Source organism: Paenibacillus cookii (assembly GCF_018333375.1).
GTDB lineage: Bacteria > Bacillota > Bacilli > Paenibacillales > Paenibacillaceae > Paenibacillus_AQ > Paenibacillus_AQ cookii.
In genome coordinates, this window is the sequence record NZ_BORW01000006.1 from 156,931 (window position 1) to 170,666 (window position 13,736).

Annotated in this window: 11 protein-coding genes; 10 read left to right on the forward strand and 1 reads right to left on the reverse strand. The window is 54.6% G+C overall.

Going from position 1 to position 13,736, the window contains the following annotated elements; translation table 11 throughout:
* Positions 1–126 precede the first annotated feature (126 nt).
* The 10 genes from argS (at position 127) to KI367_RS08695 (ending at position 12,534) form a co-directional block, all read left to right on the forward strand.
* Complete coding sequence (gene argS / locus KI367_RS08650) at positions 127–1,827, forward strand: arginine--tRNA ligase (RefSeq protein ID WP_212949057.1); 1,701 nt, start codon at positions 127–129, stop codon at positions 1,825–1,827.
* Positions 1,828–1,865: 38 nt separating this feature from the next.
* Positions 1,866–2,780 (forward strand): ATP-binding cassette domain-containing protein, encoded by a 915-nt coding sequence (locus KI367_RS08655; protein ID WP_212949003.1) that lies wholly within the window; start codon positions 1,866–1,868, stop codon positions 2,778–2,780.
* Positions 2,781–2,796: 16 nt separating this feature from the next.
* Positions 2,797–3,507, forward strand: coding sequence for an ABC transporter permease (locus KI367_RS08660; RefSeq protein WP_036707060.1), 711 nt, complete (start codon positions 2,797–2,799; stop codon positions 3,505–3,507).
* 104 nt (positions 3,508–3,611) lie between these two features.
* A complete protein-coding gene (locus KI367_RS08665) occupies positions 3,612–4,091 on the forward strand; it encodes a hypothetical protein (protein ID WP_036707063.1) in 480 nt (159 codons plus the stop codon).
* Between the two features lie 90 nt (positions 4,092–4,181).
* Complete coding sequence (locus KI367_RS08670) at positions 4,182–5,123, forward strand: S-layer homology domain-containing protein (RefSeq protein ID WP_212949004.1); 942 nt, start codon at positions 4,182–4,184, stop codon at positions 5,121–5,123.
* A 279-nt stretch (positions 5,124–5,402) separates the two neighbouring features.
* Positions 5,403–6,266 (forward strand): ABC transporter permease, encoded by an 864-nt coding sequence (locus KI367_RS08675; protein WP_373316217.1) that lies wholly within the window; start codon positions 5,403–5,405, stop codon positions 6,264–6,266.
* 48 nt (positions 6,267–6,314) lie between these two features.
* Positions 6,315–7,211, forward strand: coding sequence for a carbohydrate ABC transporter permease (locus KI367_RS08680; protein WP_212949008.1), 897 nt, complete (start codon positions 6,315–6,317; stop codon positions 7,209–7,211).
* A gap of 83 nt (positions 7,212–7,294) precedes the next feature.
* The gene (locus KI367_RS08685; protein WP_212949010.1) at positions 7,295–8,974 is read left to right on the forward strand and encodes an extracellular solute-binding protein; all 1,680 of its coding nucleotides are present in this window, start codon (positions 7,295–7,297) and stop codon (positions 8,972–8,974) included.
* 155 nt (positions 8,975–9,129) lie between these two features.
* On the forward strand, positions 9,130–10,692 hold the full coding sequence (locus tag KI367_RS08690; RefSeq protein ID WP_212949011.1) for a response regulator transcription factor: 1,563 nt from the start codon (positions 9,130–9,132) through the stop codon (positions 10,690–10,692).
* A 3-nt stretch (positions 10,693–10,695) separates the two neighbouring features.
* Positions 10,696–12,534 carry a cache domain-containing sensor histidine kinase gene (locus KI367_RS08695; protein ID WP_212949013.1) on the forward strand — a complete coding sequence of 613 codons (1,839 nt, stop codon included), beginning with the start codon at positions 10,696–10,698 and terminating at the stop codon, positions 12,532–12,534.
* A 163-nt stretch (positions 12,535–12,697) separates the two neighbouring features.
* Here the strand turns inward: KI367_RS08695 and KI367_RS08700 are convergent, their stop codons facing one another.
* On the reverse strand, positions 12,698–13,639 hold the full coding sequence (locus KI367_RS08700) for an aldo/keto reductase (protein ID WP_212949015.1): 942 nt from the start codon (positions 13,637–13,639) through the stop codon (positions 12,698–12,700).
* Between the last annotated feature and the right edge of the window lie 97 nt (positions 13,640–13,736).

The window sequence follows — 13,736 nt, forward strand, 5'->3', positions numbered from 1 at the left end:
AAACCTTACGGCAGGGGCCGGAAGATTCGTTTACTTAGAGTGGTACCGCGGGATATTCAGCTCTCGTCTCTATTATGGAGACGGGAGCTTTTTATTTTGAGAAAAAGAAAGAAAGGTTGATCCATGATGATAACCCAATGGGCTGCAAACGCGCTGAAAAACCACGTGCCGCTGGAGGCGGACGATATATCGAAACGGCTTGAAACGCCGCCTTCCCCGGACATGGGGGATATCGCGTTCCCTTGCTTTACGCTCGCCAAGCAATTCAGAAAAGCGCCCCAGGAGATCGCCCAATCGATCGCCGGCGCCTGGGACCACGCGCATATAACGGCGTCTGCCGCCGGTCCTTACGTCAATTTGACGTTCGACCGGGGGTATTACGGAAGCTTGATGATGGAAGGACTGGAGCAGGAGAAAGTGCCGGAAACCGGAAAAGGCATCCGCGTCGTCATCGATATGTCTTCCCCCAACATCGCCAAACCGTTTGGCATCGGCCATCTCCGTTCCACGATGATCGGGGCGGCCTTATACCATATGCATAAGCTTGCGGGCTACGACGTCGTCAGCGTCAATCATCTGGGCGATTGGGGAACGCAGTTCGGCAAGCAGATCGCCGCGTATAAAAGATGGGGAGACGACGAACGGTTATCCGCAGACCCGATCGGCGAATCGCTGAACTTGTACGTTCGTTTCCATGAAGAAGCGGAGCATGACGAGACGTTGGAACCGGAAGCAAGGGAGTGGTTCCGCAAGCTGGAGGAGGGAGACGGCGAAGCCCGCTCGTTATGGGCCTATTTCGTGGACGTAAGCATGAAGGAATTCAGCAGAATGTACGATCGGCTGAACGTCCGTTTCGACTACACGCTGGGCGAAAGCTTTTACAACGATAAAATGCCTGCGGTGGTCGATTCCTTGAAGGAAAAAGGGCTGCTGGTCGAAAGCGACGGGGCGCTGGTCGTCCGGCTGGACGAGGAGGGCATGCCGCCATGCCTCATTTTGAAAAAGGACGGCACGACCATATACCCGACGAGGGATTTGGCCACCGCCATCTACCGGCATGACGAGATGAAAGCGGACCGGCTGCTGTACGTGGTCGGGAACGAACAGAGGCTGCATTTCCAGCAGGTCTTTGCGGTGCTGCGCCGCATGGGGATGGATTGGGCGGACAGCTGCACGCACGTGCCGTTTGGCCTCATGAAATTCGAAGGCAAAAAAATGTCCACGCGCCGCGGCAAAATCGTCAAGCTGGAAAACGTGCTGGATGAAGCCGTCGAACGGGCCTTAGCCATCATCAACGAAAAAAATCCGGAGCTGGAGTCCAAGCAGCAGGTTGCGGAGGCGGTCGGGATCGGCGCGGTCATTTTCGGCGACCTGAAAAACAACCGCCTGAACGAAGTGGATTTCTCGCTGGAAGACGCGCTGAATTTCGACGGGGAAACGGGGCCTTACGTGCAGTATACCTACGCTAGAACCCAGAGCGTGCTTGCGAAGGGGGCGGCTGCGTATGGCACGGCCGAGGACGCCATGGAAGAGACCGATCCCAACGCAGGGGCCCATCACCTCGGCGACGCCGGCTGGGAGCTGCTCAAGCTGCTGACCCGGTTTCCGGAAGCATTGGAGCGGGGCGTGCGCAACCAGGAGCCGTCGGTTCTCGCGCGTTATGCGCTGGATGTGGCGCAGTCCTTCAATCAATTTTATAATAAGGAAAGAATTGTCATCGAAGACGCCCAGGTTCGAAAGGCAAGATTGCGGCTGACGCGGCTGGCCGGCCGCACGATTGCGCGGACGATGGGGCTGTTGGGCATCCAGACGCCTGAACGGATGTAACCTCCGAATAAATGAACCGGAAGAAGGTGGCTTCGGCTGTGGCCGATAAAAGAGAAGCGGAAGGTCGGGACGACGGTTTGGTGATTCTTCGGGACACCGTCAAAACGTATAACGGACGCAACGTGCTGCACAATATATCGCTGAAAGTAAGGCAAGGGGAATGCATCGCGCTGATTGGCAAAAACGGATCCGGCAAAAGCACGCTGCTGCGGTTGCTGGCAGGACTTTCCCGTCCGGCGTCGGGGACGCGGACCGTGCCCGGGGGATCACTCCGCATCGGCTACGTGCCGGAGCGGTTTCCCCCGATTGTCTTTACGCCATGGGAATTCCTGTCGAGCACGGCTGCCGTCCGGGGATTGGATAAACACGCGGCGGAGGAAGAGTTGAACGTTTTGCTGCGGCAGCTGGATATGGAACATGCCATGCATGTCAAAATGAATCAATTCTCCAAAGGGATGCTGCAAAAAATCAATTTGATCCAGGCGATCGCGGGCAAACCGGATTTACTGCTGTTGGACGAGCCGCTGTCGGGATTGGACGTCAAGGCGCAGGAAAATCTGCTTCATGTGCTGCTCGCCCAAAAAAGGAGCGGAACCGCCATCGTCATGTCGGTTCATGAATCGAAGCTGATCGAACGGGCGGCGGATCGGGTGCTGCTCATTCAGGAAGGGAGGATCGTGAAGGAATCCCGGGAGGAACGCTGGCAGCCGGGAGCGGTTGCGGAGGTTTCCGCCCGCATTCCAGGCCCCGAGGCGCTTGCGGAAATTGCCGCCCATCCAGGCGTTGCCGACTGCACGCCAGATTCGGATGTTTACCTGCTTCAAGTAGAGGAAGGTTCGATTGACCAGGTTTTGCGCATCATACTGGATCGCGGCGGTTCGGTCCTGTCGGTCATTCCGGCCGAAGGGATCGATGCCCGCATGGGGGAGCGGCTGCAAGCCGCGGCACGCTGATGAGGGGGAGAAAAAGATGATCGCGTTATCCCGTTTTTTGCTGAGAAGCTACACGAGAAAACATGCTTATTTTGCGCCGCTGGCGGCAACCTTAATCGCCATGTTTTTGCTGTATACCTACAAACCTAATCCGGTCATGGACAGCTATGCCGTCACTTCCGTATTTCTGTTCGTCGGCTCGGCTTGGCTCGCTTTGACCTTCTTGAACCATGGAAGCCCGCAGCAGGAGCAGCTGCACATCACGCATATCGGCGGCATGAAAAGGTATCTGTTCAGCCAAATCATGGCTTTGCTTGTTCCGGTGGCGATGTGCACGGCGATTTTTATGCTGTATCCGATCGCGGCGCAAATGTTCGACAGGCCCGTGCGGATCGGAGAATTTTTGCTCGCGGTTGGCGGGCATCTGGTTATGGGGGGGCTTGGCGCTTCACTGGCGTTGTTTTTCCAGTCGGCTTGGATGCCAAACGGCTCCAGAGCCGTGGCATTGCTGCTTGCTCTGGTCATCGCGTCAATCGGGGCCAAATCGATCGCTGGTTTGCTGCCGGAGCAGCTTCGGTGGCTGCGCTGGATTTTTCCGCCCGTATCGCCGATCATGGACGTCCTTCTGAACGGCGGCGCGGAGCCGTCCCATAAAGTATGGCTGACATTGGGGTACGGCTTGGTTTATGCGCTCCTGCTGGGGCTGGTTTACATGCTCGTTTCGCTGCGGAGGGACGCCCGTACCTAAAACCTGCGGATCCGGCGGTTGATGAATGAAGGCATATCCTTTACCATGGAGGTATGACGAAACCATCAGGGCATGATACATGACAGGATAGGGAGGAGGGCATGATGAAGCAGACACGGCTATTGGACAGCGAGCATTCCAAGGAACTATTTGCTTATTTCGGATTGGCGGTCTATTATTCGCAGGCGCTCGAGCAGCAGCTGGTCAACCTGCTTATGCTGATGAAGGTCTCGCAAGGCAAGGTTCCGACGGAAGAGGATCTCGCCGATTTGTACCATCAGAAGCTGAGCAACTCGCTTGGCCAGCTCGTCAATGAAATCCAGCATCACTTCCCTTTCTCGCCGGATGAAACGACGCTGTTGAAAGAGGTATGGAAGCAGCGGAATTACATCGTCCACGACTATTTTAAGGAACGCATCCAGGAAACCTTCAGCCCGGGAGGGCGGTCGAAAATGATCCGCGAACTGACCGCTTTTAAAGCACAAGCCCAGGAACTCGAACGCAAACTTCAAAAATATACGAGCGAAATGTACGCCAAGCTGGGACTGGATCAGGAACCGGAAAAAGACGGAGCGAACGCTTGAGGTCATCCGGCTTGGCTGCGCTCGTTTTTTGCCAAATATATGAAACCTTTGCCGGATGCTTTCCGTCTGAGAGGGTGGAGGTGATCTTGAATGAACAAGTTTAAAAGAATAGCGGCGGCACTGATGGCCTTCTGCTGCCTTGCAGCCGCATCGTCCGCATACGCTTTTTCGGATATTAAGGACGCCGAACAGGAAAAGATCGCTGCGTCCCTGCAGTCGCAAGGCATCATCAGCGGCGTGTCCGCGGACCGGTTTGCGCCGGCCGAGCCGCTAACGGCGGCTCAAGGCATCCAACTCCTCGTCAAAGCGATGAAACTCCAGGGGAAGGTAGACGGCCCGCCCCCGCCCGCGAACGTTCCGGCCAAAGCCTGGTATGCCCAAGCGGCGCGCATTGCGGCGGACAACGGGATATCGGTCGGACAAATCCGCGACTGGAACATGAAGCTGACGAAAGAGCAGTTTGCAGGCATGCTTCATCAAGCGGTAAAGGCTACGGGAGAATATTCGACGATCGAGATGTACGTGTTTGTTAAGGACGACGGGGATATGTCTTCCGAATACAAAAGCGCTTTGCAGTTTTTGCTGCTCACCCGGATCGCCGAACTCGACGCCCAAGACCGATTCCATCCGAAGCAGCATATTACGCGCATGGAGGCCGCCGAAATGATATACAATGCGCTGAAATTCATCCAAAGCCATCAGAATCAGGACCCCGGAGCGTCCGAAGCCGACGTTTCGGTCCGCATCGAAAAAGTGAACGACAAGGTCAACAAAATCGTATTGTCCAAGGCGGACATGCCGAATCCGGGGTACGGGCTGGTCATCGACCGTATCGAGTTTCTTCCGGGGAAAAAGGCCGTGGCGTATTATCATTTGACGTATCCCGAACCTGGAAAAATGTATCCGCAGGTCATTTCGACCGCCACGGCGTCGTTTTATTTGGACAGCAGCCTTGAAATCAGCGTGAAAACAACGCCCGGGCATGACCAGGGATCGATTTCCGTTCCCGGCCCCGGCAAAACGATAAAATAAACGATCGGGACAGACCCTTCTCCGGGATCCGGGGAACGGGTCTTTTTTTTGTTTCGGCCGAAACTTCTTTTTCATCCTTTTTATGAAAAGGAGTCCTACAACCGTAAAATGTATAAGATTTCGTTGACGAGGCAAATAGATTCCCCCGCATGCAAACGATTACAATAACAGCGAGGGGGGAAACGTATGGCGCAGCTCGCAAGCGTAAACAAAGTGAAACACGTCAAGAAAAGGCGGGGAGTCGCTTACCGGTTGGCCAAGCAGTGGGATATCCAGCTGATGGTCGTGCCGGCGCTCGTATTGATTTTCATTTTTTCTTACATACCGATGTACGGGGTATTGATGGCATTTCAGGATTACAGCATTTTCGACGGCTTTTGGGCAAGCCCATGGGTAGGGTTCAAGCATTTTAACATGTTTTTTCACTCCCCCGAGTTTTGGCCGATCATCCGCAACACGATCATCATCAGCCTGCTGAAATTTTGCATCGGGTTTCCGGCGCCGATATTTCTGGCGCTTTTGCTGAACGAAGTCCGGCACATGGTCTTTAAACGGGTCGTGCAAACCGTCAGCTATCTGCCGCATTTTTTGTCCTGGGTCATCGTGGCCGGGTTCGCCATGTCGATCCTGTCGACGGATAACGGCAGCTTGAACATTTTGCTGCAAAAGCTGCATTTGATCAAGGAGCCCATCGGATTCCTCGGCAAAGCCGAATACTTCTGGAGCATCCTTGTCACGACCAACGTGTGGAAGGAAATCGGATTCGGATCCATCGTATATTTGGCGGCCATCGCGGGCATCAATCCGAGTTTGTACGAGGCGGCTGCCATGGACGGAGCGGGACGGATCAAGCAGCTGTTCATGATTACCCTCCCTTCGATCATGCCCGTCATTTCCATCTTCATGATTTTGGCGATCGGCAATCTGCTCAGCGCAGGTTTTGAAGACATCCTCCTGCTCGGATCGAATCCGGTGCTGCGGGACGTGGCCAACGTCATCGACACTTACGTCTACAGGGTGGGCATTACGAACCAACGCTTCTCCTACGCGACCGCGGTCGGCCTGTTCAAAGCCGTCATCAGCGTCGGCCTGCTGGCGTTCGCCAACAGCTTCGCGCGCCGATCCGGCAACAGCCTGTGGTAAGAGGCATCGCTTGAAAGACTTGGGAGAAGACAGGGAGGCTGCAATCGAATGTACAAAAAAAGCATCGGGGACAGGATCTTCAGCATTTTCGTCTACGGATTCCTCACGCTGCTTGGCTTCAGCACCTTTTATCCGTTCTGGAACGGGCTTGTGATTTCGCTGAACGACGGCATGGATACCGCCCTTGGCGGCGTGACGTTTTGGCCGCGCAAATGGTCCCTCGAAAATTATTACGTCGTGTTCCGGGATGACCGGATCTTGAACGCTTTTATGATCAGCGTGATGAGAACGGTGGTAGGCACCATCCTTTCCGTCCTGTGCACCGCGATATTCGCTTACGGCATGACCAAAAAGGAGCTGATCGGCCGCAAATTTTACATGCTGATGTGCATCGTCACGATGTATTTCGGCGGCGGGCTGATCCCGACGTTCCTCGTGGTCCGCGGCCTCGGCTTGATGGATTCCTTCTGGGTGTTCATCATCCCGAGCCTGATCAGCGTGTGGAACATGATCATTTTCCGCACCTTTTTCATGGGGCTACCGGACGGGCTGCAGGAATCGGCGAAAATCGACGGCTGCGGCAACTGGTCCACGTTCTTCCGCATCGTGCTGCCGCTTTCCGGTCCGGTCATCGCGACGCTGGGGCTTTTTACGGCGGTGGCGCATTGGAACGAGTGGTTCCTGCCGAGCATTTATATCACGAAAGAAAAGCTGCTGCCGATCCAGTCCATGCTGCAGCAGATTCTGAGCACCAACATCATGACCGAGCAGATGTCCAAACTGGATTCCGCGGCGCAAAGCCGCATGTCGGCCATGAAAAGCGTGACGACCAAATCGCTGTCGATGGCGACGATGATGGTGGCGACGCTGCCGATTATCGCGGTCTACCCGTTCGTCCAGAAGTATTTCGTCAAAGGCGTGCTGGTAGGATCGCTAAAAGAATAGGGTTCAGAGCTATGCGCTTTAACCATCAGGGTTTCAGCCTAAATCCTGACATAAATCGATCTTTGGAAAAGGGGTTATATCGTATGAAAAGCTTTAGAAGATCGCTGATCGTGACGCTTGTCTTTTTATGCACCGCGGCCACGGCCCTTGCGGGATGCGGCAGCGGCAACGGCGGCAAGGCGGCGGAAGGAACCGGCAACAGCAATACGAAAGCCGAAGAGAAAACGGACAACAAGGAAAGCGCGGGCACGGGCAAATTCGAGCTCGGCAGCGAACCTCTCGAATTCAGCTTCTACGGCCACTACGACTGGTACACGATGCCGTCATGGGGCGCGGACGAAGCCAGCAAATGGATTCAGGACAACAAAAAAGTAACGGTCACGGCCATCAACTCCGGCGGCAACGCGGCCCAGAAGCTGAACACGATGATCGCCTCCAAGGAGCTTCCGGACGTCATTTGGACGGACCGCGGCACCGACGTGGAACGTCTGCGGGCGGCAGGAATGCTCGTATCCTACGACGAATATCTCGACAAGTACCCGAACCTGAAAAAATGGGCCGGCGATTCCACGCTCAACATGCTTCGCTCGAGCGACGGCAAGCTGTACCAGTTCCCGAACTGGTATACTTCCCAGCCGGCAGGCAACGCGGGATATTTGATGAACAGCAAAATTTACAAAGACCTCGGTTCGCCAAAACTCGAAACGACCGACGACCTGTACAACTATTTGAAGGCGGTCAAAGCCAAGTATCCGAACGTCGTTCCGTTCGAGCCGGATCTCGCGAAAGACGGCCAGGGGCTGGACATTCTGTACAGCGCGTTCGCCGAAGACCATCCTCCGGTATTCCTGCGGGAAAGAGCCGTTCCAAACGGCGACAAGCTGACCTCCATCTTCCAGGATCCGACGTACCGCGAGTCGATGCAGTTCGCCTCGAAGCTGTTCCGCGAGAAGCTGATGGCCCAGGACGCGCTGACGCAAACGAAAGACCAGGTGCTCGAAAAAGCGTACACGGGGCGTTTTGCGATCGCCGCAGGCGCAAGCCCGACGGAATACGGCAGCAAAGGCGACGTGGAGCTGAAGAAAAAAGATCCGACCGCCGGATACGAGATGATTTGGCCGGTGCATAAGGAAGGGCTCGACAAAAACAAAATTTGGACGGGAAGTTATAACCAGCTCGGCTGGAACGTGGCTTTGATCACGAAATCCGCCAAAGATCCGGAAAAAATCTTCGCGTTCCTCGATTGGCTGACAGGCGAAGAAGGAAGCCGCGTCATCATGTGGGGACCGGAAGGCATCCTGTGGAAAGGAACCGATGAAGAAGGATATCCGATCTTTACCGACACGTACATCAACGACGTGGAAAGACGCAGCAAGATCATGGACGCTACCGTCAACCTGCAGTGGAACGGCAACACGGTGTATATCGACAAGTCCAAGATGAAGTTCGAAAAAACGCTGCCGCCTGAAAAGCAAAACTGGGAGAGCCGCTACCAGTCGTCCATCACGTGGAAAACGCAATATAACGCCACCGCATTCGTCAATTTGAACCCGATGCCGGACACGGAAGAAGGCATCATCCAACAAAGCGTGGACGAAATCTTCTCCGAATCGAGAGCGAAGGCGCTGTACGCCCAAAGCGACGAAGAGGTTTTGGCCATTTTGGACAAAGCCGAAAAAGATGCAATGGCCGTCGGTTACGACAAGCTGCTCGCGTTCAAAACGCAAAAATGGCAGGAGAACCTGAAAAAAATCGGCGGTTAACCGCAAAAAATGGTATAATTGTCATATATAACGATACTGAACTATCGATTAGCTATCGTGCGCGCTAGGCCGTCCCTCGGGGCGGCTCATGCGTTTATGCGGCGAATTCCATGTACAGCGTTCGGCTGTGAACTATTCGGTCAGGAGATGATTTCATGTATAAAGCTTTAATCGTCGATGATGAAATCCTCGATTTGGAAGGGATGAGGACCTTCATACCTTGGACTGAGCTTGGCCTGGAAGTCGTGGATGCCGTGCATAACGGCTTTGAAGCCTTGAGCGTCATGGAAAGTGAAAGCATCGATGTCCTTGTCACGGACGTACATATGCCGGGCATGTCGGGCCTGGACCTTGTCAGAAAAGCAAAAGAGTTATACGGCCGCATCAAAGTCATTTTTGTAAGCGGATACCAGGATTTTAACTACGTCAAGCAGGCGATTTCGCTCCATGCCTACAACTATGTCCTGAAACCGATGGACGACACGGAGTTGACCGAAGCCTTAAAAAAAATCGTGCTGGAGCTTGACGCGGAAAGACAGCGGGAAAAAACGGAGCAGGCTTACCGGCAAACCGCCAAAAACGAATACCTCCTGCAGCTTCTCGAGGGGAACTTCACGGAAGAGGCGGAAACGATCCTGCTTGAGCATTACGGCCTCAAACACGCAAGCTGGCCCGCCCGGGCCGCCGCGCTTGAAATCGACGATCTGGGCTGGAAGCTGGAGGCGCTGCCGGAGCATGTGAAGCAGGAATGGTTCAACCGATTTTACGAATCGGCGCTGCCGATTTTTGAAGCCGCAGGCATCCGCCATATCGGGCGTACCTCCAAGCAGCGGATTTTTCTGCTGGCCGAATGCGGGGCACAAGAACCGGATCTGGAGCAGGTCATTCGGCAGCTTCATGCGCTGCAACCTTATTCCGTGACCATCGGATTAGGGAACCGGGCGGATGGCCTTCCGGGGCTTAGGGCTTCTTACGGAGAGGCGCTCACCGCGCTGGATTACAAGCTGATCGTCGGCAAAGGAAAAGTGATTCCGCATGAAAAACTGGAAGCCGAAAGGGGCGGGGAGATCCAGGCGGCGGACCTGCCGCTCGAACCGCTTTTAAACGCCGTGCTGCATTACGACCTGGTGAAGATCAGCGATGAAGTGGACGGTTTGTTTGCGGCGGCGGCCGGAATGCGCTCCAAAGTCCAAATCCAGTATTTCGTGATGAACATTTGGCTGAGACTGGAAAGCCAGCTCAAATCGCTCAGCGACAACATGTTTCAGACCCTTCAGCACGACGGGCTGCCCAGTCCCGATATGATGCTGAAATACGAAACGCTTCACGATATCCGATCCTGGTTAAGGTACCGGCTGTTCAGCGCCGCCGAAATCATCCAGAACAAAAGGCAGAAAAAAAGCGCCAAGCTGGTCGAAGAGATGATCCGTTACGTCCGGGAACAGCTGCATGATAACGTCACGCTCAAAGAAGTGGCCGACTATCTGTCCTTTTCGCCGAATTATCTGGGTTCGCTGTTCAAGGAGGTTACGGGGACGAATTTCAGCGAATACGTGATTATGATGCGCATGGAGAAGGCGGGAGAGCTGCTCAAGGATCCCCGGATTAAAATTTATGAGGTCGCCGACAAGGTCGGGTACCGGTATATGCCGTATTTCAGCCGCCAGTTTAAAGAAGTGTTCGGCATGACGCCGGGCGAATTCAGGAGAAAGATGTAACGTATGAAAAACCAAAACCGGTTGGATTCCAAGCAACGCATGTTCATGCCCTTCGGCATGAAGCTGTTTTTCTCTTATATGATTCTGATCATCGTCCCCATCTTTATTTTCGGGTATATTGCCAATACCATCCTGGTCGACCTTTACGGCAAACAGATGAACACCAACTTAACCGGCACGATGGCGCAGATCCGCGACAACATCAATTACAAGCTGGAGGACACCCAGCGGTTGTCCGATACGCTGTATTTCGACGAAAGCTTGCCGCTGGAGATTATGAGCTACGAGGAAGGGTGGGTCAGCTACCAAACGACGACCAAACTGCTGATTCCGAAATTCCGCCAGACCGTGGATTCGACCAACCGCAAAATATGGATGAGCATTTATTTGAAAAACGAGACGCTGCCGGAAATCTACAACAACGACCTGTCCGCCGCCGATCCGCTCGCCAAAGGGAAACATTGGGATTTGTTTCATCTGCGCCGGATCATGGACAAACCCTGGTATGCGGAGTTTCCGAAGGAGGATTACGGCAAAACGGTCGTATGGCAGCAAGTCGAAGACGACGGCAGGTTCGGCCGGATCAGCCTGCTGCGGCGGCTCGTGGATACGCGCAACCCGCTGGATCTGGAGACGATCGGTTTCATGCGGATCAGCGTGTACCTTTCGGAAATTTTCCAGAGCGTGGACATCAACAAATTCGGGAGCGGCAGCATGCTGCTTATTCTCGACGAAAACAACCGCATCATTTACGGTTCGGGCGAAAACGTCCCCGACATGCATTCCGATTACGAGTTGATGGACGTATCCAGGTTTACGGTGCTCAGCGAAAGCCTGCCCAAGCTGAACTGGAAAATGACGGCGCTAGTCCCCGACACGATTATTCAGCAGGAGACCCGGAAAATCAATTTGCTCACGATCGTCATCTGTTTGGCAAGTTTCGTCGTGGTGCTCCTTTTCGCTCTGGGCGTCTCCCGCTTTTTTTCCAAACGGGTGTCCAAAGTCGTGTCCATTTTAAACCTGTTTCAGCAGGGGGATTTTCATAAGCGCTTTCATTATAAAGGCAACGACGAATTTACGATGATCGCCGCCTCGCTGAACAGGCTGGGAGAGCAGACGGAACGGCTGATTCAGGAGGTCTACCTGACCAACCTGAAAAAAAAGCAGGCGGAGCTTGAGACGCTGCAGGCTCAAATCAATCCGCATTTTTTGTACAATACGCTTTCTTCGATCAGCCGGCTGGCCAAATTCGGACAGGTGGACAAGCAGCATCAGATGGTGATGAACTTGGCGAAATTCTACAGGCTATCGTTAAACGACGGGCAGACGATCATCGCCATTCATAAGGAGCTGGAGCAGACGCAGGCGTATTTGGACATCCAACAGGTAAAATACGGGGAACGCATGGAAGTGGAGTTTGACATCGAGCCTAGAATCGTCAATTATATGACGGTCAAGCTGATCCTGCAGCCGTTTTTGGAAAACGCGCTGCAGCACGCCTGGCGCGGAGACCACATTTATATCCGCGTGAGCGGCCGGATGGAGGAAGAGACGGATTCGATTGTATTCGAAATCATGGATGACGGCAGCGGCATGCCCAGGGAGATGCTGAAGCAGGTCGTCTCCGCGATGAACGCACCCGGTGCGCAGGGAAGCCACGGAAGGGGAAGAGGATACGGAATCCGCAACGTAAACGAACGGATCAAGCTGTATTTCGGCAAAGATTACGGCGTACAGCTGTACAGCACCCCGGGCATCGGCACGACCGTCCATATTCGCATTCCGCTGGAGCGCACGGCCTACCAGGGGAAGGAAACGCTGGATTCGAAATGGACGGGATAAAGGAAGCCCCCGCGTTAGCCGAAAAATTTCGGCAGGCGGGGGCTTTTTGGCATGGCGCAAGGCCAGGTTAACCCGGGCGGCGTGAAAGCGGGATCGCGGCCACCGCGGCCGCTTGATCACGAACGACCCAGCGTGCTTGCTGCCAAGCTTCCGGAATGCGGGATTATCCCCTATCGTCCGAAGAAAGATCCAGCCAGGCGAGCTCCTCGCGCGTCAGCTTGATGCGGGAACCTTCGTCGCAGGAACGCAGCTCTTCTTCGGATTGGGCGCCGATCAGCGCGCAGGTCGGGAAAGGCTGGTTCAGCACGTACGCAAGCGCGATCTGGATCGGAGTGGCGTTTTTCTCCGCGGCAAGCCGTTTGGCGCGCTCCAGCCGCTCCCAGTTGGCATCGCTGTAAAAGACCCGGACCAGGTCGGCGTTATCGCGGTTTTCGGGCGTGAACCTTCCCGTAAAGAAACCTCTGGCCTGGGAAGACCAGGAGAACAAAGGAAACTGCTCCGCTTCATGCCATTGGCAGGTTTCTTCGTCTGCCGATACGCAGCCGGGCCAAAACGGTTCGTTCGCTTTCGCGAGGCTCAGGTTCGGGCTGCTGAAGGAGAAGCCGGTCAACCCCTTTTCCGCCGCATAAGCGTTGGCGTCGCGGATCCGCTCCCATGTCCAGTTGGACACGCCGATGGCACGTACGGTCCCGTTTTTGACGTATTCGTTCAAGATTTCGATGACTTCGCCCGCAGGCACGTTCGGATCGTCCCGGTGCAGGGCATACATGTCGATATAGTCGGTTTGCAGGCGCGACAAGCTGGCGGTGAGGTCATGTTTGATCGCCTCCCGGCTGACGCGGGGTCCGTGCTGGTCGTGATGCGCGCCTTTCGTCAAAATGACCCACTCGTCCCGGTTGTTTCTTTCCTTCAAATACCGCCCGATCACTTCTTCGCTTTGTCCCCCGCAATAAATATGCGCCGAATCGACGGAATTGCCTCCGGCGGCGAAGAAGGCGTCCATGTTGGCCGCCGCCTTTTCGTAATTTTCGTGATAAAAGTAGTCCGAACCTTTCATCAGCCGCGAAACTTTTTTATCCAAGCCTTGCACCGAAATGTATTCCATGGCAAGTGACCTCCCTGAAGGATTGTATGATGATTTCACCCTTATATCCCTAGACGGAAATATCCAAGACAACGAATTCTCGCCGCAGCAGTTGATC

Excerpts from the sequence above, each read along its gene's own strand:
- argS (WP_212949057.1), top strand. The coding sequence starts at position 127 with ATGATAACCCAATGGGCTGCAAACGCGCTGAAAAACCACGTGCCGCTG.
- KI367_RS08660 (WP_036707060.1), top strand. The coding sequence starts at position 2,797 with ATGATCGCGTTATCCCGTTTTTTGCTGAGAAGCTACACGAGAAAACAT.
- KI367_RS08665 (WP_036707063.1), top strand. The coding sequence starts at position 3,612 with ATGAAGCAGACACGGCTATTGGACAGCGAGCATTCCAAGGAACTATTT.
- KI367_RS08670 (WP_212949004.1), top strand. The coding sequence starts at position 4,182 with ATGAACAAGTTTAAAAGAATAGCGGCGGCACTGATGGCCTTCTGCTGC.
- KI367_RS08675 (WP_373316217.1), top strand. The coding sequence starts at position 5,403 with ATGGTCGTGCCGGCGCTCGTATTGATTTTCATTTTTTCTTACATACCG.
- KI367_RS08680 (WP_212949008.1), top strand. The coding sequence starts at position 6,315 with ATGTACAAAAAAAGCATCGGGGACAGGATCTTCAGCATTTTCGTCTAC.
- KI367_RS08685 (WP_212949010.1), top strand. The coding sequence starts at position 7,295 with ATGAAAAGCTTTAGAAGATCGCTGATCGTGACGCTTGTCTTTTTATGC.
- KI367_RS08690 (WP_212949011.1), top strand. The coding sequence starts at position 9,130 with ATGTATAAAGCTTTAATCGTCGATGATGAAATCCTCGATTTGGAAGGG.
- KI367_RS08695 (WP_212949013.1), top strand. The coding sequence starts at position 10,696 with ATGAAAAACCAAAACCGGTTGGATTCCAAGCAACGCATGTTCATGCCC.
- KI367_RS08700 (WP_212949015.1), bottom strand. The coding sequence starts at position 13,639 with ATGGAATACATTTCGGTGCAAGGCTTGGATAAAAAAGTTTCGCGGCTG.